Source organism: Bradyrhizobium sp. 139, assembly GCF_023074175.1.
Taxonomy (GTDB): Bacteria; Pseudomonadota; Alphaproteobacteria; order Rhizobiales; family Xanthobacteraceae; genus Bradyrhizobium.
In genome coordinates this window covers 38,295-64,591 of the sequence record NZ_JADPKS010000116.1, presented here as the reverse complement: position 1 = coordinate 64,591, position 26,297 = coordinate 38,295, and the positions used below count along the sequence as shown (strand labels likewise).

Below are 26,297 nucleotides of genomic sequence, written 5' to 3'. Positions count from 1 at the left end.
GCGAGCCTTGCGATCAAGTACAATCAAGTCGTTTCCCATGCCGCGAGTGAATCATGTTCGCGACAAGCTGGGATTCAAATGTCAGTGACAGAACACTAGCATGGAAGGCGAGCAAGGCATTGCGGTCGCAACTTCCGGCACGACAGTATTCAAGTTCGCATCTGGCTCATTGGCAGCCCTTTCAGGGAAGACCCTTAAGTTCACCACCAAACTTACTGGCCTACGTAGCTTCGAATTGGAGTTCACAGATTGGCCAGAATCTCTTTTTTGGAAGTGACTCGTGTCCGCAGAAATATCCAGGAGTGAAGAAGGCCACGGACATTCTGCAGCAGATCGCACTGGAGGGCTCCGCGAGGAGCTCGATAGGATGTTGCCGCTGGTGCTGCGGGTGATGCGTCAAACCGGGCGCGCATCTTCCACGGCGACACTCATGTGGAAGATAAGGTTCTCAGCGTGTTCGAGCCGTCGACCGAGATCATCCGTAAGGACAAAACCGGCAAGCCCAACGAGTTCGGCAAAATGATTTGTCGACTAAGTCTATGTCCGGCGCCCCAATGGCGATCTGTTGATCCCGGCCATCGCAACCCACCAGGGGGCGTGCCGGGGCTGCTGGCGGCTGACGCCGGGTTCTACTCTGCCAGGAACGAGGCCGCTGCGAGAGCATTGGGGGTCACATGCGTATGCATTCCCAATCGACCGAGCAAAAGCCCTGAGCGCAAGCGCGAACAGAAGAAGCGCTGGTTCCGCGATGGCCAGAAATGGCGCACGGGATGTGAAGAACGCATCAGCGTGGTCAAGCGGCGAAAACGGTCTCAATCGATGCTGATAGAAGGATGACGCCGGAATGCAGCGCTGGGTCGCCCTCGGCGTGATCTCAACCTCGTCAACATCGGCCGGACAATAAGCAGCCGAGCCGCTCCGTAGACCTCGCACCCATCGTTGCTCGCTTCAGACCCCCGCCGTCCACCCCGGCGGGGTTGCTTTGGCCCATGCCGTTGGCCAAAGGCTGGAAAGCATCAATTTCGTGCCGGGAAGTAGAAAAGTGGGCTATCCACGGGCACTATTTGCCGAACGGAGAATATGCGAAGCTTCATTGACGTACGATGAACGCTCAACGGGAAATTGAGGGCAGCCCGCGCTGATCGAGCCGCTCTAGCGGTGTCCGTCTTTAGTGGGAGGAGGGCCTCGCGCTCATCCATCAGACCGGCCTCGTTGTCGCTGCACTCGGTGCCGCGTGCCGGCTTCGGCTCACCGCGTCACCCTCCCGCAAGCGGCGACAGAAAAAAGTCGTCGCGCGTCCGATCAAAGCGCCGAATTGCGTCGTGGCGTGTCTAACCGAGATGCTGAAGCGAGCTGCAACTGGACTGCCGAATGACAAGGACGGGGCCATTGTAGAACGCCGTCCCCTTTACCCCGAACGCCCACGAGCTTGCGCCTTTAAGGCTATCGCCGGTTGAGAATCGATCAGCCCCACATGCTCTCACGAGATCGGGTGTCGCCACATTAGAGCGCGTCTCCACGAGATCAACTGGAATGACGAGCGAAGCGAAAGATCGCGCGTAAGTGAAACAAGGCGTTCTGCTGACAACTGAGTTCTCTTAGTCATCCGGAAGAGGTGGTGCAGCTCAATCACCGTTTTCTTAGGATCGATCGCAAACACCATGGGCGCATCTACGTGCGCTGAAATCCATCTTGAACCGATGGTGTTTGCGATCGCTCGATGGGTGCGCGAAGCAAAGCTGCGCACCGGAGTGACGTCGGCGCGCGGGAAGACTCTAGCCATCTCGCTGGCGGAGAGCGCAAGTGATTGTTTTGTTTCAGACAGGGCGTTAGCGGGTACGCCTGTCGGTGCCACGCAGGGTCAGGTTTATAACAATCCGCATCCTGCCAGCTATCTAGCTCTACAGACGTGGGTTTTTGTATTCAACCAGCGCTGGCACAGTCGTTGCAAACCCCTGCGCAACAGGCGGCTGTTAGCCCTTTGCATCGACATGCAGAGGGGCAGGCCGCCCTCTGATGGCACGCGAGCGAGTAAAGAAGCCGATATGACCAATCGCTGGAGGGCAGGCATGACATCACCGAGACGCGTCTTGGTCAGCGATTCCGTCGACAAATCACCAGCGTCACACATGGCGCTCGCAAGCGCTCAGCCGAGATGAGCTGCAACATCCTGATCGACCGCTGCGGCGTGATCGAGAAGCCTGCGAAGTTGCGTCCGGTAGGACCGGCCAGGGAGATTGCACGCTTTACACCTGAACGCCGGATCGGAAATCCGTCGGTCTACCGGAAAAGCGCCGCTTCTTCATTCGAGACGACAATCGAAAGGAAATTTGTATGAGCCGAGCAACTACCGAAAGCGTCGCAGAGATCAAGGCGCGCAACAAGCAGCTAATCGATGAGGTGTTGAAGGTCTACCCAGAGAAGACCGCCAAAAGGCGAGCCAAGCATCTGAGTGTTCACGAGGCGGGGAAGTCGGATTGTGGCGTCAAGTCGAACATCAAATCCATTCCGGGCGTGATGACCATCCGCGGCTGCGCCTACGCGGGCTCCAAGGGCGTGGTCTGGGGGCCGATCAAGGACATGATCCACATTAGCCACGGTCCGGTCGGCTGTGGTCAGTACTCATGGGGCTCGCGGCGCAACTACTACGTCGGCACGACCGGCATCGACACGTTCGTGACACTGCAGTTCACTTCCGATTTCCAGGAAAAGGATATCGTGTTCGGCGGCGATAAAAAGGTCACCAAACTCATCGACGAGCTGCAGGAGCTGTTTCCTCTCAACAGGGGCATCACCATTCAGTCCGAATGTCCGATTGGTTTGATCGGCGACGATATCGAGGCGGTCTCCAGAGAAAAGTCAAAGGAATATGGCGGCAAAACCATCGTGCCTGTGCGGTGCGAGGGTTTTCGTGGCGTGTCACAATCGCTCGGCCATCACATCGCGAACGACGCCGTTCGAGATTGGATCTTCGACAAGAGCGCCCCAGAAGCCAGCTCTAAATTTGAGCCGAGCCCATATGACGTTGCCATCATCGGCGACTACAACATCGGCGGCGACGCCTGGTCGTCACGGATCCTGCTCGAAGAAATGGGCCTGCGCGTCATCGCCCAGTGGTCCGGGGATGGATCTCTCGCTGAATTGGAGGCGACGCCGAAAGCGAAGCTCAACATATTGCATTGCTATCGCTCGATGAACTACATCTCACGGCACATGGAGGAAAAATTCGGGATTCCCTGGTGCGAGTACAACTTCTTCGGGCCTTCCAAAATCGCGGAGTCGCTGCGTAAAATTGCAAGCTTCTTCGATGATAAGATCAAGGAGGGCGCCGAGCGCGTCATCGCGAAATATCAGCCGCTGGTCGATGCGGTGACCGCGAAATACCGGCCGCGGCTCGATGGCAAGACCGTAATGCTGTTCGTCGGCGGCCTACGTCCTCGCCACGTCATCGGCGCCTATGAGGACCTCGGCATGGATGTTGTCGGCACAGGCTATGAGTTCGGTCACAACGACGACTATCAGCGCACTGCCCAGCACTACGTCAAGGACGGCACGCTGATCTACGACGATGTCACCGGATACGAATTCGAGCGCTTTGTAGAAAAGATCCGGCCCGACCTCGTCGGCTCCGGTATCAAGGAAAAATACGTCTTCCAAAAAATGGGCGTGCCGTTCCGCCAAATGCATTCCTGGGACTACTCGGGTCCGTACCACGGTTACGACGGCTTCGCGATCTTCGCCCGAGACATGGACATGGCAATCAACTCCCCGATCTGGGGGAAGACCACCGCACCTTGGAAGGACGCTCCGCGGCCGAGCCTCATGGCGGCGGAATAGGAAAGCCGACGCCCGGGCCCTTTTCTTCCACAGGAGGGGAAGGGCAGGAGAACGAACACAAGAACCTGAAGAGTGCCATGATGACACAGAACGCCGAACACATACTCGACCACTCTGAGCTTTTCCGGGGAGACGAATACCAGCAGATGCTGGCCAATAAGAAGGCGCTATTTGAGAATCCGCACGATCCCGCCGAAGTCGACCGTATCAGTGAATGGTCCAAGACGCCCGAATACCGCGAGAAGAACTTCGCCCGCGAGGCGCTAACCGTTAATCCGGCGAAGGCTTGCCAGCCGCTAGGTGCGGTGTTCGCCGCGCTCGGGTTCGAGCGCACACTGCCGTTCGTCCACGGCTCCCAGGGTTGCGTCGCGTATTATCGCAGCCATTTGTCGCGGCACTTCAAGGAGCCGACCTCGTGCGTCTCCTCGTCCATGACGGAAGACGCGGCTGTGTTCGGGGGGCTCAACAACCTGACTGACGGGCTTGCCAACAGCTACAACATGTACAAGCCGAAGATGATCGCGGTCGCCACGACCTGCATGGCGGAGGTCATTGGCGACGACCTCAACGCCTTCATCAAAACATCAAAGGAAAAAGGTTCAGTCCCCGCGGACTACGACGTACCATTCGCTCACACTCCTGCATTCGTCGGTAGCCACATTACGGGCTACGACAACACGCTCAAGGGCATCCTCGAGCATTTCTGGGATGGCAAAGCCGGCACGGCGCCAAAACTCCAGCGCAAAGCGAACAACTGGATCAACTTCATCGGTGGCTTCGACGGCTATACTGTCGGAAACATCCGTGAGATAAAGCGCATATTCGAGCTGATGGGGATCGGCTACACGATCCTCGCCGATAACAGTGATGTGTTCGATACCCCCACCGACGGCGAGTTTCGCATGTATGATGGCGGCACCACACTAAAGGATGCCGCGAACGCAGTCCATGCGAAGGCAACCATTTCCATGCAGCAATATTGTACGGAGAAGACGTTGCCCTTCATCAAGGGGCACGACCAGGAGGTCGTCGCCTTCAATCACCCGCTGGGTGTCAGCGCCACGGACGATTTCCTGATGACGCTGTCGCGTATCACCAACAAGGCAATTCCAAATGCGCTGGAGCGGGAGCGCGGGCGTCTGGTAGACGCAATCGCTGACTCTAGCGCGCATGTTCACGGCAAGAAGTTCGCGATCTACGGCGATCCCGACCTCTGCTATGGCCTGGCCGCATTCTTGCTGGAGCTTGGCGCTGAGCCGACGCACGTGCTCTCGACCAACGGGAGTAAGGCCTGGGAGCAGAAGATGCAGGCGCTGTTCGCGAGCTCGCCGTTCGGTAAAAACTGCCGCGCCTTCCCGGGCAAGGATCTCTGGCACATGCGTTCGCTCCTGTTCACAGAACCAGTCGATTTCCTGATCGGTAACACCTACGGCAAGTATCTCGAGCGTGACACTGGAACGCCGCTAATCCGCATCGGGTTTCCCATCGTCGATCGCCATCATCACCATCGTTATCCAGTGTGGGGCTATCAGGGTAGCATGAATGTGCTGGTCAAGATTCTCGACAAGATCTTTGATGAGATCGATAGAAAAACCAGCTCGGTTGGCAAGACAGACTACAGCTTCGACATCATACGCTAAGGCGAGCGCCCCGCCTCATCGTCCGCTGGAACAGCGGCGCTGTGGCGGGGATCACAGGTTATCAGCCGGCCCATCCTCTTGGTCTGTGCGGATGTCTTGACATCCCCGAAAGAGACACCATGACTTCGCTTCCCACGACCATACAGGACGTTTTTAACGAACCGGGCTGCGCCAGGAACGCGAGCAAGTCGAACGTCGAGCGCAAGAATGGATGCACCAAGCAGCTGAAGCCGGGCGGCGTCGCCGGTGGGTGTGCCTTCGATGGCGCCAAAGTCGCACTGCAGCCCTTCACCGACGTCGCCCATCTTGTGCATGGTCCAATCGCCTGTGAGGGCAATTCTTGGGACAATCGCGGTTCCGCCTCCTCCGGCTCCGATCTGTGGCGCAGAAGCTTCACCACGGACATGAGCGAGACCGACATCGTGTTCGGCGGCGAGAAGCGGCTGTACAGGGCAGTCAAGGAGATCACAGAGAAATACGACCCGCAGGCCATCTTCGTCTACCAGACATGCGTGCCCGCAATGATCGGTGACGATATCGATGCGGTCTGCAAGGCGGCCTCCGCCAAATTTGGCAAACCGGTCATTCCCATCAATGCACCGGGATTTGTGGGGTCGAAGAACCTTGGCAACAAGCTCGCAGGCGAAGCACTGCTGGAGCACGTCATCGGTACCGCAGAGCCCGATTACACCACTGCCTATGACATCAACATCATCGGCGAATACAACCTGTCCGGCGAGCTCTGGCAGGTCAAGCCGCTGCTCGATGAGCTCGGAATCCGGATCCTGTCGTGCATCTCGGGGGACGGCAAGTATCGCGAGGTGGCTTATTCGCATCGAGCCAAAGCCGCGATGATGGTCTGCTCAAAGGCAATGATCAACGTCGCACGCAAGATGAGGCAGCGCTACGGCATCGCGTTTTTTGAAGGCTCGTTCTACGGTATCGAGGATTCCAGCGATTCACTACGCCAGATCGCGCGCATGCTGATCGAACGCGGCGCGCCGGCTGAGCTGATGGAACGCACGCAAGCCCTGATCGCACGCGAAGAGACCAAAGCCTGGGCTGCGATTGAACGTTTCAAGCCACGCTTTGCCGCCAAGAGGGTTGTTCTCATCACCGGTGGCGTGAAATCCTGGTCGATGGTGGCCGCTTTGCAAGAGGCCGGGCTCGAGATCGTCGGCACGTCCGTCAAGAAATCGACCAAGAAGGACAAGGAACGTATCAAGGAGTTAATGGGCCAGCACGCCCACATGATCGAGGACATGTCGCCTCGCGAGATCTACAAGATGCTAAAGGACGCAAAAGCCGACATCATGCTCTCCGGCGGCAAGTCGCAATTCGTCGCATTAAAGGCGGCGACGCCGTGGCTCGATATCAACCAGGAGCGCTGTCACGCCTATATGGGCTATGTCGGGATTGTCAAGCTCATGGAGGAGATCGAGAAAGCGCTCTACAATCCGATATGGGATCAGCTCCGCCAAGCCGCGCCATGGGATGAGTTCGACCGAAATCGTCAGGCAAGGACGGTTGCGCAGATGTATGTGCAAGCCGCTGATCCAGTTCGAGACGCGAGCAAGAACGGCGTCAATACGATAAGTCTCTCCAATGAAAGCGAGGCCAGCGGTGGCGAGAGCGCGATTGCGGCGCATGGCCCGAACCTCGCCAGGCCCGCCAAGCCCTGCACCAATTCCACCGCACGGTGCGTTGCTTGTAAGGACATTCGTTCCGATCTGCAGCCGCCGGCGCTCCAGGCGGCGGAGTAGGGGAACGACATGGCGATCGTCACTACCTCGAAGAAAGCCTGTTCGGTCAATCCGCTCAAAATGAGCCAGCCGATCGGCGGCTCATTTGCCTTCCTGGGCCTGCGCGGCGCGATGCCGCTTTTGCACGGCCCGCAAGGTTGCACCTCCTTCGGCCTGACGCTGTTCGTGCGCCATTTCAATGAAGCCGTGCCGATGCAGACGACCGCCATGAGCGAGGTTGCCACCGTGCTCGGTGGGCACGAGAATCTCGAACAGGCGATCCTCAACATCTACAATCGCGTCCAGCCCGAGATCATTGGCATCAATTCGACTGGCGTCACCGAGACCAACGGCGATGACGTCGAAGCCTTCATCCGGTTGATCCGACAGAAGCATCCGAAGCTCGAAAAGCTCCCCCTTGTCTACGTCTCGACCCCGGATTTCAAGGATGCCTTTCAGGATGGCTGGGGCAAGACAGTGGCGCGGATGATCGAGGTGCTTGTGGCTCCCGTCGACACAGCGCGACCGCGCGATATCTCCCGCGTCAACGTGCTACCTGGTTGTCACCTCACGCCCGGCGATCTCGACGAGCTTCGCACGATTTTTGAGGATTTTGGGCTCAAGCCCTCGTTCCTGCCCGACGTTGCCGGTTCGCTGGACGGTCACATCCCCGACGAATTCACGCCCACCACGATCGGGGGCATTGGAGTGGACGAGATTGCGACCATGGGGCAGGTGGCCTGGACGATCGCGATCGGCGCGCAAATGCGCCGTGCGGCCGAGGCCATGCAGGTGCGGACAGGCACGCCGTTCCGTCTGTTCGAGCGGCTCTGTGGCCTTATCCCAAACGATGAATTCATCGCCTTCCTGAGCCAGATCAGCGGCCGCTCGGTGCCCTGGAAATATCGCCGGCAGCGTGGACAGCTGGCAGACGCCATGCTGGATGCACATTTCCATATCGGCGGGCGCAAGCTCGCGATCGGCGCCGAGCCGGATTTGTTATTCGATCTCTCCAGCTTGCTCCACGAAATGGGCGCACAGGTAAGTGCTGCGGTGACGACGACGAACTCACCGGTGCTCCAGCGGGTCAGGACCGAGGACGTCCTGATCGGCGATCTGGAGGATCTTGAAGAGCTTGCCAGGTCGCGTGACTGCGACCTCTTGATGTCGCATTCACATGGTCGCCAGGCCGCTTCGCGACTCAATGTCCCGTTCTTCCGGGTCGGCTTTCCGATGTTCGATCGCGTTGGTGCTGCGCACCTCACGATCGCTGGCTATCGCGGCACGCGCGATCTGATCTTTGATATCGCCAATCTGATCATCACCGACCGCGAAGCCAACCATGGGCCGACGCCCGACACCTGGCGATCAACCTGCGGTGGCCCGCAGGCCCATCCGCCCCAGCTGCATTGAGCAGGGAGAGAAAACAACCCGGATGAAAGTTGCATTCGCCACTCAGGACTTGAAGCACGTCGATGCCCACTTCGGCTGGGCCAAGAACATCGCGATCTACGAGGTCTGCCCGGACGGGCATCGGTTTATTGAGGCGATCCAGTTCGACGGTGACCTCACCGAAGACGGCAATGAGGATAAGCTCGCGCCGAAGATCGAGGCGATCAGGGAGTGCGCAATCCTCTATGTTGCGGCGATTGGCGGCTCGGGTGCTGCGCGAGTCGTCGCCAGGAACATCCATCCGATGAAGGTGCTGCAGCCAGAGCCCATCCACGATCTTTGCGTCAAACTCGAAACCGTGCTGAAGGGATCGCCGCCGCCCTGGCTACGGAAGCTGCTCGCCAAAAGCCGGGAACGTACGGTGGATTTCGAAGCCTAAAGGAACACAGATGGCCGATCCGCCTGAAGTCACTCCAGCCGCCGCCGCGGCGGAGGGGCCATTTCTGAAGGAGCTCATCAAGATCTGGCGCGCCCAGGACACCCACGGCGCCTGGGAGGGCAAAAAGGATCTCGAGCTGCTCGAACCCTACGTTCTCGACAAGCGCAAGCGCCGTGCGCTGCCGATCGTCGGCAATCCCGACCCGGACACGACATGGCGGCTGGAGCTGTTCTTCGACGCCGTTGCGCTCTCGATCGAGAAGGCGACCGGTGTGATGATCTCGCCGATGCTGAAGATGCATCACGAAGGCTTCGGTCGGATCGTGCTGATCGGCGGCCGGCTCGTTGTCGTGAGCAAGCAGCTGCGCGACGTGCATCGCTTTGGTTTCGACCATCTCTCCGATCTCGCCAATCAAGGCGACAAATTCGTCAAAAGTGGCGTTGAGATGATCCGTAAGTTCCCGGAAGTGGCGAGTTATTGAGGCAAGTGTGAGCGATATCGAAATTCTGAAAGCGGAAATAAAGAAGCTGTCGGCCAAGGCGACCCAGGCCAAGATGGACCTCCACGACCTCTCCGAGGAGCTGCCGGTCAACTGGTCGTCGATCCTGAGCGTGGCCCAGAAGGCCCACGCTGCCTTCAGCGAGCTCGAAAGCAAACGCCAATATCTCCAGGCGCTGGACAAAACATAACGGACGGTTAGCCATGTCATTCAGGACCCGCGACGGTCGCAATTGGAGGCCGGACTACCTGGTTGCTATCGATCCCAAGAAGTGCATCGGCTGCGGCCGCTGCTACAAGATCTGCGGCCGTGAGGTCATGACGCTGAAGGGGCTACGCGAGGGTGGCGAGATCATCGATCTCGACGAGGACGACGATGAGCTCGAAAAGAAGATCATGGTGCTGAAGGACGAAGGCGCTTGCATCGGCTGCAGCGCCTGCGCCCGGGTGTGCCCAACAAATTGTCAGACCCACACACCACCTGGTTGACTTAGCTTTCTCCGACGAGATCGAGTTGTCAGATACAAGCTGGTAGGGAACGCCTAGATCCGACCTGTTCTACTGGCGTGAAGCCGACAGTTGCCGAATCGGCCGCGACCTCGCATGGGCGCCCGGCGGCGAAGGCCAGCAGGATCGTGAAAACGACAATGCCGACACCGTCGTTGAAGAGTGACTCGCCCTGCATCTCGACCTCGAGACTTTCAGGTGCCTTTACATTTTGAGCGTACCCATGACCGCCACCGGATCGGTCAGGCTGATGAGCGCGCCAAACACCAGCGCCCAGGACAGCGGCAGCGACTGACCAAGGAGACCAGCGGCCTGCCAGAATAGAAAGCCAACGATAAACGTCGACGTGATCGTGGCGAAGGTGGCAAGCACGTTACGGGTACGGCGTGGCTTACCAATGTTGCGAGATCGACGTGGAGCGCTCCCGCGAAGAGCTGGAATGCTAGCATCCCGTTCATGACGACCGACGTGAAGTCGATCTGGAGCACTGTCTTTGTTAGCGCTTCGAACAGATGCCGTTCTGGCAACGAACCCAGAGATCCCGCGTTTACCTGACGCTTCTGGCTCGATTGCAAGGCTCGCGAATAGTGATGACGAAACAGTGGATCAGCATACCGTAAGCCCTGTGCAAAAAAGCGGGCTTCGTGCCCCAACCATTTATTGGGAACGGTTTGCGCGGATTTCATCATGAACTGGCTGCAACAGCAGTCCACTTGCGAGAGGCCGGATATATTTAAGCAACTGGAATCGTCAGGAGAACTGACAAAGAAGGTGTCGCCGGTCTGACGTCTGACGACTATCCGACACTGTTCTGTCGCCTTTGTTGGTCCGCGACACCGGCCTATTTCGCCGAGCTCTTGTCTGGCCTCAGGCTAATCCGCTGAAAAGCAATCACAATCTTTTTCTTCTGCTGGGTCGGCCAAATTGGCACGAGTATTGAAACCCCTCCGTTGCGAGCCGGGAGCCGCCGACCGACCTTCATTTCGTGGATGACACCGCGATCGATGGAACGACGAAAGAAAAGCAAAATGTCAAATCCGCATCAGATAGCATTTTATGGGAAGGGGGCCTCGGCGAAATCGCCCCCTACCAAACAGGCTCGCCGCCCGCACTACTGCATCGCCGTGGCGCTGGCCAGGCTTGAACTCAAGGTGGTGTTCGGTTCGATCTTCCAGCGCTTTCCCGCGCTGCGCCTGGCCGTGGCGCCCGAAGGAGCGAAGTTGCGCAAGGAGATCATCACTGGCGGGTTCGAGGGGTTCCCGGTGCTCTGGTGATGCTCGGACGCCGCCGGGAATCGCGATGTTCTCCGCAATTTGCCGGCGCGCCTGGCGCGCCGATCAGATCAGCCAGCCAACAGGTTACCAAGATGGACGTGCAAGAAACCACGGCAGCATGCCGGGACGCCTTCGCCGAACTGGCGTCGCCAGCGCGCATCCACGACCCGTATCCGTTTATGCACTGGTTGCGCGAGCACGATCCGGTGCATCGCGCGGCGTCGGGCCTCTTTCTGTTGAGCCGCCACGCCGACATCTACTGGGCGCTCACGGCCACGGGCGATGCGTTTCGGGCACCGGCGCCGGGCGAACTGGCGCGCTATTTCCCGCGTGCGGCGACCAGCCTGTCACTCAATCTGCTGGCGTCTACACTAGCAATGAAGGACCCGCCGACGCATACGCGTCTGCGCCGGCTGATCTCGCCCGATTTCACCATGCGCCAGATCGACAACCTGCGGCCGAGCATCGCGCGCATCGTCGCAGCGCGCCTGGATGGCATGGCGCCCGCGCTGGAGCGCGGGGAGGCGGTGGACCTGCATCGGGAATTCGCGCTGGCCTTGCCCATGCTGGTCTTGGCCGAACTGTTCGGCATGCCCCAGGACGACATGTTCGGGCTCGCCGCCGTCATCGACCCCATTCTGAAAGGCCTGGGCCCGCACGCCAGCGACCCCCAGCTCGCCACGGCGGACGCGGCCAGCGTCAGGGTGCAGGCCTACTTCGGCGACCTCATACAGCGCAAGCGCACCGATCCCCGCCACGACATCGTGTCGATGCTGGTCGGCGCACACGACGACGATGCCGACACGCTGTCGGATGCGGAGTTGATCAGCATGCTTTGGGGCATGCTGCTGGGCGGCTTCGCAACCACTGCTGCGACCATCGACCATGCGGTCCTGGCGATGCTGGCGTATCCCGAACAGCGGCACTGGCTTCAGCGAGACGCCGTGGGGGTGAAGGCATTCGTCGAAGAAGTCCTGCGCCGCGACTCGCCCGTCATGTTCAGCGCCACTCTGCGTATCGCCCAGCGCGACATCGAATTGGGCGGCGTGGTGATCCCGAAGAACGCGGACGTGCGCGTGCTGATCGCGGCCGGCAATCGCGACCCGGACGCCTTCGCCGATCCCGACCGCTTCGATCCCGCGCGTTTCTACGGCACCAGTCCTGGCATGTCGACCGACGGGAAGATCATGCTGAGCTTCGGCCACGGCATCCGCTTTTGCCTCGGTGCGCAACTGGCCAGGGTGCAGTTGGCCGAGAGCCTGCCGCGGATCCAGGCGCGCTTCCCCACGCTGGCATCGGCCGAGCCGCCGACGCGAGAGACCTCCGAGTTCCTTAGGACGTTCCGCGCGCTGCCGGTGCGGCTGCATGCGCAGGGGGGCTGAGATGCGCATCTTGGTCGACCAGGATCTGTGCGCAACCAGCGGGCAGTGCGTGCTGACGCTGCCGGGCACCTTTCGCCAACGCGAACCGGACGGCGTGGCCGAAGTGTGCGTGGCGACGGTCCCGCAGGCGCTGCACGCCGCCGTGCGACTCGCGGCCAGCCAGTGCCCGGTCGCCGCCATTCGGGTCATCGAAAGCGACGCTGGTGATGACGAGCGCGCCAGCGTCGACCCTGCGCCTTCTCCTGCGGGGGCCGAGCGGCATCCCGCGAAAGACCAGCGCAATCCAGGAGGACACGATGGCACGGTTTGAAGGCAAGGTGGCCGTGGTGACCGGCGCCGGCGCCGGTATTGGCAAGGCATGCGCCCTCGCCATCGCACGCGAGGGCGGCAGAGTGGTGGTGGCCGACATTGATGGCTCGGCGGCCATCGCCTGCACCGCGCAGATCGCGGCCGAAGCGGGCCACGCGCTCGCCCCGGCCATGGACATCGCCGATGCGCAGGCGGTGGCAGCGCTGCTCGAGACGGCGGAGCGGCACTTCGCTGGGGTCGACCTGCTGGTGGAGCGACATGCATCTGACCCCGCGCCACCGTGCGATCCTCGACCTCGACCTGGCGATCTGGGATCAGAACATGGCGACCAATCTGCGCGGTGTGCTGCTCTGCTGCCGGCAGGCCATATCGCCCGCGGCGGTGGCGCGATCGTCAACATGTCGTCGTGCCAGGGGCTCAGCGGTGACACCGCGCAGACGTCCTACGCCGCGTCGAAGGCGGCGATGAAAAGGCTGTCGGCCTCGCTCGCCACCCAGTACGGTCATGCGCAGATCTGCTGCAACGCGATTGCGACCGAGCATCTCCTCGCCAAGCTGGACGAGTGCATGCAACGGCATCAGCGCCGGCTCCTGCCGCGCGTCGGCTGCCCCGAGGGACGTGGCCGCGCTGGTGGCGTTCCTGCTCTACGACGATGCTGTGTTCATCACCGGCCAGGTCGTGTGCATCGACGGCGGCATGCTGGCGCATGTGCCGACGTACGCCGACGGTGGCGACAGCCGCGCCGCGCGGCCTGCCGGCACACCGCCGAAGCGGCCGCGGCGCCGCGCTGCTGATGGACATGCTGCTCAACCCGCTGGACCGTCGGCACCGGCTGCGGCACGACATCCCGGTCGTGCCTGGCGCTTTCCCCCTGGTCGGGCATCTTCCCGCCATCGTCTGCGACCTGCCGCGCCTGCTGCGGCGCGCGGAACGGACGCTGGGCAGCCACTTCTGGCTGGATTTCGGCCCTGCCGGACACCTGATGACCTGCGTGGATCCGGGTGCGTTCGCACTGCTCCGGCACAAGGACGTGTCCTCGGCGCTGATCGAAGAGATCGCGCCCGAATTGCTTGGCGGAACGTTGGTTACCCAGGACGGCGGCGCGCACCGGCAGGCGCGCGATGCGATCAAGGCGGCGTTCCTGCCGAAGGGGCTGACCCAGGCCGGCATCGGCGACCTGTTCGTGCCCGTCATCCGGGCACGGGTGCAGGCGTGGCGCGACCGCGGCGATGTAACCATCCTGCGCGAAACCGGCGACCTGATGCTCAAGCTCATCTTCAGCCTCATGGGAATCCCCGCGCAGGACCTGCCGGGATGGCATCGCAAGTACCGGCAAGTGGCGCAGTTGATCGTCGCGCCCCCGGTCGACCTGCCCGGACTGCCCTTGCGGCGCGGCCGCGCCGCCCGCGACTGGATCGACGCGCAGTTGCGCCAGTTCGTCCGCGGCGTGCGCGCGCATGCCGCGCGCACGGGGTTGATCAACGAGATGGTGAGCGCCTTCGATCGCAGCGAAGATGCGCTCTCCGATGACGTCCTGGTCGCCAATATCCGCTTGCTGCTGCTTGCGGGTCACGACACCACTGCCTCGACGATGGCCTGGATGGTGATTGAGCTGGCGCGGCAGCCTGTGCTGTGGGACGCCCTGGTCGAGGAGGCGCAACGCGTGGGCGCGGTGCCGACCCGGCACGCGGACCTGGCGCAGTGTCCGGTCGCCGAGGCGCTGTTCCGCGAGACGCTGCGCGTGCATCCGGCGGCCACGCTCCTGCCGCGTCGCGCGCTGCAGGAATTGCAACTCGGCCAACGGCGCATTCCCGCGGGTACCCATCTGTGCATCCCGCTGCTCCATTTCTCGACCTCGGCGCTGCTGCACGAGGCGCCTGATCAGTTCCGCCTGGCGCGGTGGCTGCAACGCACGGAGCCGATCCAGCCGGTGGACATGCTGCAGTTCGGTACCGGCCCACACGTCTGCATCGGCTACCACTTGGTATGGCTGGAACTGGTGCAGTTCTGCATCGCCTTGGCGCTGACCATGCACAAGGCCGGGGTGCGGCCGCGGTTGCTGAGCGGCGTCGAAAAAGGCCGGCGCTATTACCCGACCGCACATCCGTCCATGACAATCCGCATCGGATTCTCATGAGCTGGCATCCCATCCCTGTGTGGCGAGGCATCGGCGCCGGCGACGCGCGGCATTGCTGCACTCGGCGCGTGCGCTCGGTGCGACGCCGGCAACACCGCGGCGGCTCGGCGCTCGCCGTGGCCGTGTCAGGTAGAAGGACATAAACAACATGCAGACCGGTTCTACGCTACACGACGACCGAACTGGCGTTTGCGCGCTCGGCGGATTGGGCGCGCAGGTGCGCGGCGCGTCCGGCAGGCTGCTGCCGGAGATCTGGATGCAGGACGGCGCAAAGCGGGTCGAACAGACGCTGGCGCGTCTTCTCTGCGCCGAAGAGGACGGTGAGACCGAGCTGATGGCGGCGATGCGCTACGCCACCTTGAATGGCGGCAAGCGCACCCGCGCCTTGCTCTGTCTGGCTGCCGGCGCACTGGCCGACACGCCAGCGCACATGCTCGACGACGTCGGCGCCGCCATCGAGATGATGCATGCCTGTACCCTGGTCCATGACGACCTGCCCGCGATGGACGACGACGTGCTTCGCCGCGGCCTTCCGACCGTGCACGTCAAGTTCGGCGAAGCCACTGCGATCCTGGTCGGCGATGCGCTGCAGGCGCACGCCTTCCTGACCCTGGCGAGCCTGGATGCGCCGGGCGACAGCCGTATCGCGCTCGTGCGCGAACTGGCGCAGGCGGTGTCCGCCGAGGGTGCCGCAGGCGGGCAGGCCATGGATCTGTCGCTCGTCGGAAAGCACGTCGAGCTGGACAGGATCGTGGCGATGCACCGGATGAAGAGCGGAGCGCTAGTGCGCGCGTCCGTTCGCATGGGCGCGCTGTGCGCCATCGCGGAGGATGCCGCGCACGCTGCGCTGTACTGTGCGCTCGATCGCTACACCGCCTGTTTCGGCCTGGCGTTGCAGGTGGTCGACGACATTCTCGACGCGACAGCTGATACCGCGACGCTGGGCAAGACCCCCGGCAAGGACGCGGCGGCGCGGAAGCCGACCTGCGCGTCGATCATGGGGCTGCAGCCAGCGCGCCAGTTCGCGCTGGATTTGTTGCGCAACGCCGGGGAGGCCATCGCCCCGCTGGGGCCGCGTGCGGAACGGTTGGCGCAGATGCTGCAGCGGGCCAACGCGTATCTGTTCAAGCACGCGCCATGCGCATGAGCGCGCCCGTCCGCATGGAGTCGGCCCTGTGCCGCTGCGATCGGGCGGCGGCGGCAGTGCATGCTGCACTGTGTCCGAGTCCGCGGCGCCGATCGCAGCGGTTGCCCAGCACGGCCGCGGCGCGCTGCGCGCAAGCCTATGCGGCGGACCGGCGCCAGCATCGGCGCGTCGCCGCGCCGGAGCAGGGCGACCGTCCGGCGCTGCCCATGCGCCGGGCCGCGACGGGCCTGCGGCGACGTGCGCGGCCTCCGCCCGAACCGTCTGCAGAAGGAACATCCCGAGTGAACGCGCTGTGCGAACAGATCCTTTCCGAATTGCGCCACGTGCTGAGCGAGACGAGCGACGGCGGCTGCGTCGGCCCGTCCGTCTATGACACGGCGCGAGCTCTACAGTTCCGCGGCAACGTCCCCGGTCGGCAGGACGCATACGCGTGGCTCATCGCGCAGCAACAGGCCGATGGCGGATGGGGAAGCGCGGACTTCCCGCTGTTCCGCCATGCGCCCACGTGGGCGGCGTTGCTGGCATTGCAGCGTGCCGATCCTCTTCCCGGCGCTGCCGACGCAGTCCTGGCTGCAACCCGGTTCCTCGAGCGCGAGCCCGATCCCTACGCGCATACGGTGCCGGAAGACGCGCCGATCGGCGCGGAGCTGATCCTGCCGCAGTTGTGCGGCGAGGCCGCATCCTTGCTGGGTGGCGCGGCGTTTCCGCGCCACCCGGCGCTGTTGCCGTTGCGGCAAGCGTGCCTGATCAAGCTGGGGGCGGTGGCGATGTTGCCGAGCGGCCATCCGTTGCTGCACTCCTGGGAAGCCTGGGGGACGTCGCTGACCACCGCATGCCCGGATGACGACGGCAGCATCGGCATCAGTCCGGCGGCCACCGCCGCGTATCGTGCGCACGCCGTGACACAGGGGAGCACGCCGCAGGTCGGGCGCGCCGACGCGTATCTGCAGGCGGCATCGCGGGCGACGAGCAGCGGCATCGAAGGTGTCGTTCCCAACGTCTGGCCGATCAATGTGTTCGAGCCATGCTGGTCGCTGTACACCCTGCATCTGGCCGGGCTGTTCGCGCATCCCGCGCTCGCCGAGGCGGTGCGCGTGATCGTCGCGCAGCTCGACGCCCGCCTGGGCGTGCGCGGTCTGGGCCCGGCCTTGCACTTCGCGGCCGATGCGGACGACACCGCCGTTGCGTTGTGCGTCCTGCGCCTTGCAGGCCGCAACCCGGCGGTCGATGCGTTGCGCCATTTCGAAATCGGCGAGCTGTTCGTCACCTTCCCCGGCGAGCGCAATGCCTCGGTGTCGACCAACATCCATGCCTTGCATGCGTTGCGACTGTTGGGAAAGCCCGCCGCCGGCACCAGCGCGTACGTCGAGGCCAATCGCAACCCGCACGGTCTATGGGACAATGAAAAATGGCACGTTTCGTGGCTGTATCCCACCGCGCATGCGGTCGCTGCGCTGGCGCAAGGCAAGCCCCAGTGGCGCGACGAGCGCGCGCTGGCGGCGCTACTGAAGGCGCAGCGCGACGACGGCGGCTGGGGCGCCGGTCGCGCGTCCACATTTGAGGAAACCGCCTATGCGCTGTTCGCGTTGTACGTGATGGACCGGAGCGAAGAGCCGACAGGGCGCCGGCGCATCGCGCAGGCGGTGGCGCGTGCGCTGGAGTGGATGCTCGCCCGCCATGCGGCGCATGCATTGCCGCAGACGCCGCTGTGGATCGGCAAGGAACTGTATTGCCCCACCCGGGTCGTGCGCGTGGCCGAACTCGCCGGGTTGTGGCTGGCGCTTCGTTGGGGGCGGCGCGTCCCGGCCGAGGGAGCAGGAGCGGCGCCATGATCCAGACCGAACGCGCGCTGCAGCAGGTGCTGGAGTGGGGGCGTTCCCTGACCGGGTTCGCCGACGAGCATGCCGTGGAAGCGGTCAGGGGCGGCCAGTACATCCTGCAGCGCATCCACCCGAGCCTGCGCGACACCAGCGCCCGCACCGGCCGCGATCCGCAGGACGAAACGCTGATCGTGGCGTTCTATCGCGAACTGGCGCTGCTGTTCTGGCTCGACGATTGCAACGACCTTGGCCTGATCGCGCCGGAGCAGCTCGCTGCGGTGGAGCAGGCGCTGGGGCAGGGCGTGCCGTGCGCGCTCCCCGGATTCGAGGGCTGCGCTGTGCTGCGCGCTTCGCTGGCCGCGCTCGCCTACGATCGTCGCGACTATGCTCAGCTTCTTGACGATACCCGGTGCTACTGCGCGGCGCTGCGCGCCGGACACGCGCAGGCGGCAGGGGCGGAACGCTGGTCCTACGCCGAGTACCTGCACAACGGCATCGATTCGATCGCCTACACGAACGTGTTCTGTTGCCTGTCGTTGCTGTGGGGGCTGGACATGGCGACCTTGCGCGCGCGTCCGGCGTTTCGCCAGGTCCTGCGGCTCATCTCCGCGATAGGGCGCCTGCAGAACGATCTGCACGGACGCGACAAGGACAGGTCGGCCGGCGAGACCGACAACGCGGCGATCCTGCTGCTGCAGCGCTATCCGGCTATGCCTGTGGTGGAGTTCCTCAACGACGAGCTGGCCGGCCATACGCGCATGCTGCACCGGGTGATGGCTTCAGAACGCTTTCCCGCGCCGTGGGGACCTTTGATCGAGGCCATGGCGGCCATCCGCGCGCAGTACTACCAGACCTCGACCAGCCGCTACCGCAGCGACGCTGCGGGGGAGGCCAGCGTGCGCCGGCCTGAACGCGGGGGAGGCGGCGGCGTGCGCGCGCTGCCGTCGGTCCGATCCGACGCAACGCCGTCGCCCGATGCGACGGACGGAGCGAGCATGAGCGACACCAGCCGGCGCAAGGACGACCATCTGGACATCGTGCTGGATCGGCGAACGGCGCCGGCCACGGTCGCCGCCGGCTGGGAGTACATCCGTTTCGAACACTGCGCATTGCCCGAGTTGGACCTGACGCAGATCGACCTGCGCGCCTCGCTGCTGGGCAAGACCATGCGCGCGCCGCTGCTGATCAGCTCCATGACCGGCGGCATGCCACGCGCCGAGGCCATCAACCGGCATCTGAGCGAGGCAGCGCAAGCCTTGGGGATCGCCATGTGCGTCGGTTCGCAGCGCGTGAGCCTGCAATCCCGCAACTCCCAGGGGCTGACGCGCGCGCTGCGCCGCCTGGCTCCAGACATTCCCTTGCTGGCCAATATCGGCGCCGCGCAACTGCGCGAGGCCGACGGCCTGGACCTGGCGCGCCGCGCGGTGGATGCGCTGGAGGCCGATGGACTCATCGTCCATCTCAATCCGCTGCAGGAAGCGGTACAGCCGGAGGGCGACCGCGACTGGCGCGGCGTCCTGGCGCAGATCGCTCGCGCCGCGCGCAACGTGGGCGTGCCGATCGTGGCCAAGGAAGTGGGTTCGGGCCTATCCGCCTCGGTGGCCTGTGCGCTCGTTGAGGCGGGCGTGGCGGTGATCGATGTCGCCGGCGCCGGCGGCACCAGTTGGGCCGCGGTGGAGGGCGAGCGCGCCCGCGATGCCGCCGACCGTGCAGTGGCGATGGCGTTCGCCGATTGGGGGATTCCGACCCCGGCCAGCGTGCAGGCGGTACGTCAGGCGCTGCCAACGGTGAAGCTGATCGCGTCGGGCGGGATCCGCGACGGCGTCGACGTGGCCAAGGCCATCCGCCTGGGCGCGGACATCGCCGGGCAGGCGGCCGGCGTGCTGCGCGCGGCTACGGTATCCACCGAGGCGGTTGTCGCGCATTTCGAGATCGTCATCCGCCAGTTGGCCGTCGCCTGCTTCTGCACCGGCTCGGCTGATCTGGCGGCGTTGCGTCAGGCGCGCTTGTTACCCTCGGCGCATCTGCCCGCCGGTTGATGCCGGCCTCGCCCGCACGTGGCGGCGGGCGCCTAGTCTTACTGAGCCAGAAAGTCGCGGATGCGGGGGGATTCGCGAGCGGATCATGACCGCAATCACGCTTGCGTTGATGGTTTTATCTCCAGCGGCATCCGGGCAAACGAATAAGCCAGATGTCTCATCTGCTCCGAGTGCGCAGAACTCCGGCGCCGGAATACCAGGTCAGCCGGGTAACAAGGAGGCTGCTTCGTGATCAGGGAAGCGCCCCGCCATGCCCAACTGGACAGCCGAGAGTGAAGCCGCATTCGACGCCTATGTCGATGCTTTGATCGGGGTGATCGGCCACGCCGAACGGGCTGAGCCCTGAAGGGGTCGGAACAAGGTGCGCCGGGAGACCGGCAAGGAGTAGATGGTGCAAGTCCATTGCAATGAAGGAGTAGCGATCCACATTGACCCGAGTCATGCGCCGTCGATCGTGAGGAGACCGGTAACTTCTCTGGGGTCAAACACGGGTTGTTAGGCTCGAGCAGTCCATCAGCATCGTTTTGAGACAAAGCGATGGCGGTGGAATGGAGGGTTACGATCGAGGGCCGGAACGAATTTGGCGACACATGCCGGAAGGAGGCGCAAGGACAAGAGCTGGGAGAGCCTATTCGACGGCGACATCGGCTTGTCGATCGGCGATAGCAAGAAGATCATGGCAGCGCTGCAGAACGCGGTCGTCTATCATGAGGCGGAGACGTATGCCCTTCTTCGCCGGTTTTGCCCGGACTGCCATACGTTCCGACCGGTCAAGGACTACACGACACGCCCGATCCGAACCGTCTGCGGCACCGTTGAGGTTCGCAATCCGCGATGGATGCTGTGCCGGGAATGCCGTCCAGGGATGGTCGGTGCCTTCGCGCCGCTGAAGGAAATTTGTCCCGATCGAGCGACACCGGAGCTGATGGAACTGACGGACCGGCTAGGAAGCATGCTGCCCTACCGGCAGGCGGCGAAGGTGCTGGCCGATTTCCTGCCCACTGAACCGACTGAGACGCATGCGACCGTGCGCAAGCGTACCATCAGGATCGGCAAGCGGCTCGACGACCAGGTCATGCAGGAAACTTGGCGCGCGAGGTCCCAAACAGATGACCGATGCCAGCTTGAGATGCAGCTTCCCGGAGATCGGCGCAAAGGGTTCGTCATCAGCATTGAAACGGCGCACGTTCGTAGCGCTGATCAACATTCGGCGCGAAATTTCGAGCTCGTCGTGGCCAGATGCAGCCGCGGGGGGACGGGGAGAAAGGGGCGGTCGCTATTTCGTCACCGGCAGCACCGACCAGCAAGCAATCCGCGATCGTGCTCTTCACTCTCTCCAGGAAGTCGGATATCGCGGCTTTGGGGATGTGACGGTGATCTCGGACGGGGCCGAAATCATAAAGCGGCTGCCCCGCGCCATGCCGAAACCAACGACCCACATCACCGACTGGTTCATATTGCCATGAAGATCCAGCCCATGCAGCAGATCGCCGATCACATCGTACGATCCGGATCAGGCCCCTTTGAAGCGCTTCCAACCATCGACAGGGACGTCAGAGCCGTGAAGTGGCGTCTGTGGCTTGGGCGGGTCGGCCGCGCGATCCGCGACCTGGAGCAACTTCTAGGGTCCAGACTCAATTGAGCCAATATGCGAGGAGAGCGGCGAGATGAACAGCGGCCAAGAAATTCCGGGCGAGCTTGTCGTATGGGGTGGCGATGCGGCGGAAGTCTTTGAGCCTGCAAAAGCAGCGCTCGATGACATTTCGGCCTTTGTAGGCGCGTTTGTTGAACCGATGGATGACGACGCGGTTGGATTTGTTGGGGATGACGGGCTTGGCGCCGCGACGAACAATTTCGCCGCGAAGGTCGACGCCGTCATACCCTTTGTCAGCGAGTAGCGCGCTCATGGGCCGCGCGAGCGCCAGAACATCGGGCGCCGCCGCGATATCGGCATCCTGGCCTCGGGTCAGATGCAGGACGACCGGCCGGCAGAGCGGATCGCTCAGCGCATGGATTTTTGTCGTGCGGCCTCCGCGCGGGCGGCCGATTGCTTGATTGTGCTCCCCCCTTTTCCGCCGGAGGCACACCGGTGAGCTTTAATCGAGGTCGAGTCGAGCGACAGCACGACGCCGTCTTCGCGGGGCTTGGCCAGCGCTTCGAAGATTGCGCACCATCGCCCGCGCTTGGCCCCGCGGTTGAAGCGATTGTAGACGGTCGTGTAAGGGCCGTCTTCACGCGGGCAGTCGCGCCCATCGCGCACCCGACTGCAGCATGTGAATGGTCCCGCTGATGATGCGCCGGTCGTCGTCCCGATCCAGCCCCGTCAGTCCCGTCGGCAGATGAGGCTCGATACGTCCCCATTGCCGATCATTCAGCCAAAACAAACCCGCGCGCATTCTCTCGCCCCCGAATCAAAAACTCGCAGGAGAGGGAATCGTGGCGCTATTTAGGTGCAGGCCCTGGGACAGCGTCGGTTGCGGCATTCTGCATAGCTTCGCTTCGTTCTCACAACATTGAGGATGTGCGGCCAAGTCTGCTCAGCTATCGCTTGGCCTGGCTCGATCAACCGGCACCCCGCCGTCGCATTTTGAGGCTCTGCGGAACTGCATGTACGAGGCAAACCGCTTGACGCTGGCTCGCTGGGTTCTCTCGAACGATGCAACGCGCGTTACTCAATCCCCGGATCGGTTTCCATCGTCCATGGGCGCAGCTCGTCGAGAACTGTCGGCTGGCGAGCATCGACGCGCGACATCTCTGCGCCACGCAGGCTGGCAAAGGCCTCGAGCACAGCGCCAAGCCGATCCATACATCGTCGATCCGCTCTCTGATGTGACCGCGATCATCAACCGATGAGCATTGGAATGTCCGGATCCCCGTGGATGCAGTCAGGCGGACGGTCGCGGCCAGCCGCCCCTCGGTGCAATTGACGACAGTGCTCTTGGCCAACACACGACTAACAGAGTGGCGGTGTGATCTCCCGAAAGGTAGGCGGATAGTCCATCACCAGGGTTTGTCAGAGCCAGTCCGGGCGAAGCGGGCGCAGTGACTCTCTCTGCGGCATACTCGTCGAGCTGACGAGAGAGAGGGTCTGAGGCGATGCCTCAGACGGGGCGGTTTTCGCTTCTGTTCTTCACCGGCTCCATTTTCGCTAGGCCGTCCTCGTATGAAATTTCCGTGTATGATCCACCGATGTCCTTGGCCGCGTCGAGCAAGTAGTCGAGCCTACCGGCCGTACCGAGCTTCTTGATGTCATTCTTGTCGACGCCGGCGAGGTCCATCATCTCCTTCCACACAGTTGATTCGTCGCAAGGCAGAATGCGGAAGGTGATGTCGCCTATCTTGGTGCGGTATTTCGCAAGCAGATCAATGTTGTTGCAGAATATGAAATAGCTGCCCTTGGGGCTCAGCCTGCCATCCAGGACCTTTGCGGCCTGAGGTAGATACGCGAAGGAATGCAGATATCCGGCAAGGACTGGGATGGTCGGTTCGCCTTCCTGCGCGATTGCAAGAACTTGTTCGATGGAATAGTCCGGCGGTCGCTTTTCGTCGGCGAGCTGGGCTTGGAACTTCAGCGCGATGTCGCCCCGAAATCCAAATCGCCCGGGCTTCGTGGTCTCGGTCTTAAGCACCGCATTCAGCAACCGGCCCTCCTTGTCCAACTGGCCAAGAGCGGTGTTGTCGATCGACGTCATCGAAGGCTCCTCATCAATCTGTCGTGTACATGCATCGCCAATGCGGCGTGTCCGCTAACCTTATGCAAGTTGTTTGCCGTGCGCCTATGTCTGCAGCGACGCACAGCGTAAGCGGCGGCTTGGCGCAATGTGCATGAATACGTGCTGGCACCACCACGAGGTCTCGGCCGGATGAGGTCGGGACGCCGGAAAACCGCCTGTCGCAAAGCCGACAGGTCGCAAATCGTATGGTCGCCGGCTGCAAAACCAATTGATTTCAGCTGCATCCCGACTGGCATGGGATTTGCGAATTGTGCCTCGCGGCAGAAACTGAGAGCGAGCCAGAAATGATCAACCTAACGGATAGCGCCATCAACGCACTGAAGGCCGCAATCTCCTCGACGGCCCAGCCGGCAAGCGGTTTGCGGGTCATGGTCGAAGGCGGCGGTTGCCAAGGGTTCACATACAAAATGGGTCTTGCTCATGAGCCGGTCTGCGATGAGCCCGTGTTCGAGCAAGACGGGATCAAGGTCTTCGTCGACAACGCGAGCCGGGCGCATCTCAACGGCACCACGATCGATTTCGTGATCTCGCTCGAAGGATCAGGGTTCCGCTTCGATAACCCAAATGCCAAATCGAGCTGCTCCTGCGGCAAATCGTTCAGCTGAGCCGCCTTCGGACCATTCGCAATGGAAGGAGCATCGAGCATGGGCCTGAAGGCTGAACGAACGAAGCAGTCTTCGAGTGCAGAGGCTTCCGATCGCGAGCGGATTGTCCGCGCCGTGCTCGATGAGATTCGGCCAAGCCTCAGGCGTGATCGTGGGGATTGTGAGCTCGTCGAAATCGAAGGCAACAAGATCATGGTCCGGCTCACCGGCGCCTGCATGTTATGCAAGCTTGCGGGAACGACGCTCGCGGCCATTCAGGCGCGCCTGATCGAGCGGCTCGGCGAGTTCGTCCGCCTGATCCCGCTCCCCGGAGCTGCCAAAGTGGGGCCTTAAGTGCAGAGCGGACAGTCCGTGCGGCCGATCTACCTGGATAACAACGCGACGACCCGCGCACATCCTTTGGTGGTCGCGGCAATGCTGCCGTTCTTCTCTGGGCACTTCGGCAATGCGTCGTCCGCGCATGCATTCGGCATTGAGGTTGCGCCCGCATTGAAACAAGCGCGCAGGAAGCTGCAGGCCCTCATTGGCGCAGCATTCGATCACGAGATCGTCTTCACCTCGGGCGCGACTGAATCCGACAACACAGCGATCCTGTCCGCGCTCGCCGTGCAGGAGGGACGCGACGAGATCGTCACAACGGCCGTTGAGCATCCAGCCGTGCTGTCCCTCGCCGAGGAGCTGGGCCGACGAGGAATCAAGACCCATGTCATTCCGGTCGATGCAAGCGGCCGATTGAACATCGAGGCTTATCGCAACGCATTGTCGAGGCGCACGTCAATCGCCTCGGTCATGTGGGCCAATAATGAGACCGGTACGATCTTTCCGGTGAAATCCCTCGCCAAGATGGCGCGCTCAGTCGGCGCGCTCTTTCACACCGATGCGGTCCAGGCGGTCGGGCGGATTCCGATTGACCTGAAGACTACGGACATCGACATGCTGTCGCTCTCCGGCCATAAGCTCCATGGTCCGAAGGGGATCGGCGCGCTGTATGTGCGCAAGGAAATCAAGTTCCGACCGCTGATCTTCGGCGGCGCACAGGAGCGGCATCGCCGCGCTGGCACCCAAAACGTTCCGGGCATTATTGGGCTCGGCAAGGCGGCGGAACTCGCTGCGGCACACCTCATACAAGAGCAGATGCAGATTGGCGTCCTTCGCGACCGGCTGGAGCAAGGCATTCTCGCTCTCGGCTGTTGCATCGTGCTTGGTCATATCAAGAACCGCTTGCCAAATACGTCTAACATTGCATTCGAGCATCTCGAAGCAGAGGCCATCGTCGACCACCTGAACCGCAACGGAATTGCCGTCTCACTCGGTTCAGCCTGCGCGTCCGGCTCGATGGAGCCGTCCCATGTCCTGCGCGCGATGAGAGTACCACCGGCCTTTTTGCGCGGTGCGGTTCGCTTCTCGCTGTCGCGCGAGACGGCGCCGGATGAGATCGATCGTGTCCTGCAAGTCCTGGCGGACATCAACACCAAACAGAGAGCCTTGTGGCGTGCGTGTCAGGAGCGCGCGGGCGAGAGCTCACAAATTGCGGAGCTCCTATGAAGGTCATGATTCGCCGTTCGCCCGAGACGGGGCTTTCGATTTATGTGCCCAAGAAGGATCTTGAGGAGTCGATTGTCGAATGTGAGCACGAGACGCTGTGGGGTGGTTGGATTAGAATCGCGAACGGGTGGGTGCTCGACCTACCCGCGATGGCGAGTGACACCATCCTTCCAATCACTATCAACGCCAAGAAGCGCGGCGGCGAAGCAACCGAATGATGAATGCTGCGACTCCACAGAACCTCGCCAAA

The 26,297-nt window shown here is 62.5% G+C and carries 23 protein-coding genes and 5 pseudogenes; 24 read left to right on the top strand and 4 right to left on the bottom strand.

Features of this window, described 5'->3' with window-relative positions; all coding sequences use genetic code 11:
• Positions 1-302 precede the first annotated feature (302 nt).
• From IVA80_RS27215 to fdxB, 10 genes and pseudogenes are all read left to right on the top strand, one after another.
• A pseudogene (locus IVA80_RS27215) lies at positions 303-904 on the top strand (ISNCY family transposase); the annotation flags it as partial.
• A 1,251-nt stretch (positions 905-2,155) separates the two neighbouring features.
• Entirely contained in the window at positions 2,156-2,338 is a 183-nt protein-coding gene (locus IVA80_RS27210) for a hypothetical protein (protein WP_247437413.1), read from the top strand.
• Positions 2,335-3,837, top strand: a complete 1,503-nt coding sequence (gene nifD / locus IVA80_RS27205) for a nitrogenase molybdenum-iron protein alpha chain (protein WP_247437410.1) — start codon at positions 2,335-2,337, stop codon at positions 3,835-3,837. The genes IVA80_RS27210 and nifD overlap by 4 nt, the downstream gene beginning before the upstream one ends.
• 80 nt (positions 3,838-3,917) lie before the next feature.
• Positions 3,918-5,477, top strand: coding sequence for a nitrogenase molybdenum-iron protein subunit beta (nifK, locus tag IVA80_RS27200; RefSeq protein ID WP_247437426.1), 1,560 nt, complete (start codon positions 3,918-3,920; stop codon positions 5,475-5,477).
• A 119-nt stretch (positions 5,478-5,596) separates the two neighbouring features.
• Positions 5,597-7,240, top strand: a complete 1,644-nt coding sequence (gene nifE, locus IVA80_RS27195; RefSeq protein ID WP_247437408.1) for a nitrogenase iron-molybdenum cofactor biosynthesis protein NifE — start codon at positions 5,597-5,599, stop codon at positions 7,238-7,240.
• 9 nt (positions 7,241-7,249) lie between these two features.
• Positions 7,250-8,632 (top strand): nitrogenase iron-molybdenum cofactor biosynthesis protein NifN, encoded by a 1,383-nt coding sequence (nifN, locus tag IVA80_RS27190; protein WP_247437406.1) that lies wholly within the window; start codon positions 7,250-7,252, stop codon positions 8,630-8,632.
• A 22-nt stretch (positions 8,633-8,654) separates the two neighbouring features.
• Positions 8,655-9,050 (top strand): nitrogen fixation protein NifX, encoded by a 396-nt coding sequence (gene nifX / locus IVA80_RS27185; RefSeq protein ID WP_247437424.1) that lies wholly within the window; start codon positions 8,655-8,657, stop codon positions 9,048-9,050.
• Between the two features lie 10 nt (positions 9,051-9,060).
• The gene (locus IVA80_RS27180) at positions 9,061-9,531 is read left to right on the top strand and encodes a NifX-associated nitrogen fixation protein (RefSeq protein ID WP_247437405.1); all 471 of its coding nucleotides are present in this window, start codon (positions 9,061-9,063) and stop codon (positions 9,529-9,531) included.
• A 7-nt stretch (positions 9,532-9,538) separates the two neighbouring features.
• Positions 9,539-9,739: a CCE_0567 family metalloprotein gene (locus IVA80_RS27175; RefSeq protein WP_247437403.1), complete on the top strand. Its 201-nt coding sequence runs from the start codon at positions 9,539-9,541 to the stop codon at positions 9,737-9,739.
• A 13-nt stretch (positions 9,740-9,752) separates the two neighbouring features.
• Positions 9,753-10,037 carry a ferredoxin III, nif-specific gene (gene fdxB, locus IVA80_RS27170; RefSeq protein WP_247437402.1) on the top strand — a complete coding sequence of 95 codons (285 nt, stop codon included), beginning with the start codon at positions 9,753-9,755 and terminating at the stop codon, positions 10,035-10,037.
• A 121-nt stretch (positions 10,038-10,158) separates the two neighbouring features.
• Here fdxB and IVA80_RS27165 read toward each other — a convergent pair.
• Positions 10,159-10,579 (bottom strand): annotated as a pseudogene (locus IVA80_RS27165) (cation:proton antiporter); the annotation flags it as partial.
• Positions 10,580-11,161: 582 nt separating this feature from the next.
• Here IVA80_RS27165 and IVA80_RS27160 point away from each other — a divergent pair.
• The 10 genes and pseudogenes from IVA80_RS27160 to IVA80_RS27115 form a co-directional block, all read left to right on the top strand.
• Positions 11,162-11,329 (top strand): annotated as a pseudogene (locus IVA80_RS27160) (cytochrome); the annotation flags it as partial.
• A gap of 92 nt (positions 11,330-11,421) precedes the next feature.
• Entirely contained in the window at positions 11,422-12,711 is a 1,290-nt protein-coding gene (locus IVA80_RS27155; protein WP_247437400.1) for a cytochrome P450, read from the top strand.
• Between the two features lies 1 nt (position 12,712).
• Positions 12,713-13,021, top strand: coding sequence for a ferredoxin (locus tag IVA80_RS27150; RefSeq protein WP_247437397.1), 309 nt, complete (start codon positions 12,713-12,715; stop codon positions 13,019-13,021).
• Entirely contained in the window at positions 13,008-13,814 is an 807-nt protein-coding gene (locus IVA80_RS27145; RefSeq protein WP_247437396.1) for an SDR family NAD(P)-dependent oxidoreductase, read from the top strand. The genes IVA80_RS27150 and IVA80_RS27145 overlap by 14 nt, the downstream gene beginning before the upstream one ends.
• Positions 13,814-15,157: a cytochrome P450 gene (locus tag IVA80_RS27140; protein ID WP_247437394.1), complete on the top strand. Its 1,344-nt coding sequence runs from the start codon at positions 13,814-13,816 to the stop codon at positions 15,155-15,157. Before IVA80_RS27145 ends, IVA80_RS27140 begins: the two co-directional genes overlap by 1 nt.
• 148 nt (positions 15,158-15,305) lie before the next feature.
• Positions 15,306-16,304, top strand: coding sequence for a polyprenyl synthetase family protein (locus tag IVA80_RS27135; RefSeq protein WP_247437391.1), 999 nt, complete (start codon positions 15,306-15,308; stop codon positions 16,302-16,304).
• A 281-nt stretch (positions 16,305-16,585) separates the two neighbouring features.
• On the top strand, positions 16,586-18,136 hold the full coding sequence (locus IVA80_RS27130) for a hypothetical protein (RefSeq protein WP_247437389.1): 1,551 nt from the start codon (positions 16,586-16,588) through the stop codon (positions 18,134-18,136).
• A pseudogene (locus IVA80_RS27125) lies at positions 18,133-19,034 on the top strand (hypothetical protein). The gene IVA80_RS27130 and the pseudogene IVA80_RS27125 overlap by 4 nt, the downstream one beginning before the upstream one ends.
• Positions 19,035-19,119: 85 nt before the next feature.
• Positions 19,120-20,163 (top strand): type 2 isopentenyl-diphosphate Delta-isomerase, encoded by a 1,044-nt coding sequence (gene fni / locus IVA80_RS27120; protein ID WP_247437387.1) that lies wholly within the window; start codon positions 19,120-19,122, stop codon positions 20,161-20,163.
• A gap of 580 nt (positions 20,164-20,743) precedes the next feature.
• Complete coding sequence (locus IVA80_RS27115) at positions 20,744-21,805, top strand: ISKra4 family transposase (RefSeq protein WP_247437385.1); 1,062 nt, start codon at positions 20,744-20,746, stop codon at positions 21,803-21,805.
• Here IVA80_RS27115 and IVA80_RS27110 read toward each other — a convergent pair.
• From IVA80_RS27110 to IVA80_RS27100, 3 genes and pseudogenes are all read right to left on the bottom strand, one after another.
• A pseudogene (locus IVA80_RS27110) lies at positions 21,798-22,578 on the bottom strand (IS5 family transposase). The gene IVA80_RS27115 and the pseudogene IVA80_RS27110 overlap by 8 nt on opposite strands.
• Positions 22,579-22,831: 253 nt before the next feature.
• Entirely contained in the window at positions 22,832-22,969 is a 138-nt protein-coding gene (locus tag IVA80_RS27105; RefSeq protein WP_247437383.1) for a hypothetical protein, read from the bottom strand.
• Between the two features lie 295 nt (positions 22,970-23,264).
• Positions 23,265-23,855, bottom strand: a complete 591-nt coding sequence (locus IVA80_RS27100; protein ID WP_247437382.1) for a hypothetical protein — start codon at positions 23,853-23,855, stop codon at positions 23,265-23,267.
• A 326-nt stretch (positions 23,856-24,181) separates the two neighbouring features.
• Here IVA80_RS27100 and IVA80_RS27095 point away from each other — a divergent pair, with 326 nt between their 5' ends.
• The 4 genes from IVA80_RS27095 to nifT are packed head-to-tail and all read left to right on the top strand — an operon-like array spanning position 24,182 to position 26,265.
• The gene (locus tag IVA80_RS27095; protein ID WP_247437422.1) at positions 24,182-24,502 is read left to right on the top strand and encodes an iron-sulfur cluster assembly accessory protein; all 321 of its coding nucleotides are present in this window, start codon (positions 24,182-24,184) and stop codon (positions 24,500-24,502) included.
• Positions 24,503-24,541: 39 nt separating this feature from the next.
• Positions 24,542-24,835, top strand: a complete 294-nt coding sequence (locus tag IVA80_RS27090; RefSeq protein WP_247437380.1) for a NifU family protein — start codon at positions 24,542-24,544, stop codon at positions 24,833-24,835.
• Positions 24,836-24,853: 18 nt separating this feature from the next.
• The gene (gene nifS, locus IVA80_RS27085) at positions 24,854-26,047 is read left to right on the top strand and encodes a cysteine desulfurase NifS (protein WP_247437378.1); all 1,194 of its coding nucleotides are present in this window, start codon (positions 24,854-24,856) and stop codon (positions 26,045-26,047) included.
• The gene (gene nifT, locus IVA80_RS27080; RefSeq protein ID WP_247279050.1) at positions 26,044-26,265 is read left to right on the top strand and encodes a putative nitrogen fixation protein NifT; all 222 of its coding nucleotides are present in this window, start codon (positions 26,044-26,046) and stop codon (positions 26,263-26,265) included. The genes nifS and nifT overlap by 4 nt, the downstream gene beginning before the upstream one ends.
• The last annotated feature ends 32 nt before the right edge of the window (positions 26,266-26,297 follow it).

Bases quoted from the DNA above. Each gene is read 5' to 3' on its own strand.
- nifT (WP_247279050.1), top strand. From the start codon at position 26,044: ATGAAGGTCATGATTCGCCGTTCGCCCGAGACGGGGCTTTCGATTTAT.
- IVA80_RS27140 (WP_247437394.1), top strand. From the start codon at position 13,814: ATGGACATGCTGCTCAACCCGCTGGACCGTCGGCACCGGCTGCGGCAC.
- IVA80_RS27180 (WP_247437405.1), top strand. From the start codon at position 9,061: ATGGCCGATCCGCCTGAAGTCACTCCAGCCGCCGCCGCGGCGGAGGGG.
- fdxB (WP_247437402.1), top strand. From the start codon at position 9,753: ATGTCATTCAGGACCCGCGACGGTCGCAATTGGAGGCCGGACTACCTG.
- IVA80_RS27095 (WP_247437422.1), top strand. From the start codon at position 24,182: ATGATCAACCTAACGGATAGCGCCATCAACGCACTGAAGGCCGCAATC.
- IVA80_RS27105 (WP_247437383.1), bottom strand. From the start codon at position 22,969: ATGGATCGGCTTGGCGCTGTGCTCGAGGCCTTTGCCAGCCTGCGTGGC.
- nifK (WP_247437426.1), top strand. From the start codon at position 3,918: ATGACACAGAACGCCGAACACATACTCGACCACTCTGAGCTTTTCCGG.
- IVA80_RS27135 (WP_247437391.1), top strand. From the start codon at position 15,306: ATGCAGACCGGTTCTACGCTACACGACGACCGAACTGGCGTTTGCGCG.
- IVA80_RS27155 (WP_247437400.1), top strand. From the start codon at position 11,422: ATGGACGTGCAAGAAACCACGGCAGCATGCCGGGACGCCTTCGCCGAA.
- nifN (WP_247437406.1), top strand. From the start codon at position 7,250: ATGGCGATCGTCACTACCTCGAAGAAAGCCTGTTCGGTCAATCCGCTC.
- nifX (WP_247437424.1), top strand. From the start codon at position 8,655: ATGAAAGTTGCATTCGCCACTCAGGACTTGAAGCACGTCGATGCCCAC.
- IVA80_RS27145 (WP_247437396.1), top strand. From the start codon at position 13,008: ATGGCACGGTTTGAAGGCAAGGTGGCCGTGGTGACCGGCGCCGGCGCC.
- nifE (WP_247437408.1), top strand. From the start codon at position 5,597: ATGACTTCGCTTCCCACGACCATACAGGACGTTTTTAACGAACCGGGC.
- IVA80_RS27100 (WP_247437382.1), bottom strand. From the start codon at position 23,855: ATGACGTCGATCGACAACACCGCTCTTGGCCAGTTGGACAAGGAGGGC.
- IVA80_RS27090 (WP_247437380.1), top strand. From the start codon at position 24,542: ATGGGCCTGAAGGCTGAACGAACGAAGCAGTCTTCGAGTGCAGAGGCT.
- fni (WP_247437387.1), top strand. From the start codon at position 19,120: ATGAGCGACACCAGCCGGCGCAAGGACGACCATCTGGACATCGTGCTG.
- nifD (WP_247437410.1), top strand. From the start codon at position 2,335: ATGAGCCGAGCAACTACCGAAAGCGTCGCAGAGATCAAGGCGCGCAAC.
- IVA80_RS27150 (WP_247437397.1), top strand. From the start codon at position 12,713: ATGCGCATCTTGGTCGACCAGGATCTGTGCGCAACCAGCGGGCAGTGC.
- IVA80_RS27210 (WP_247437413.1), top strand. From the start codon at position 2,156: ATGAGCTGCAACATCCTGATCGACCGCTGCGGCGTGATCGAGAAGCCT.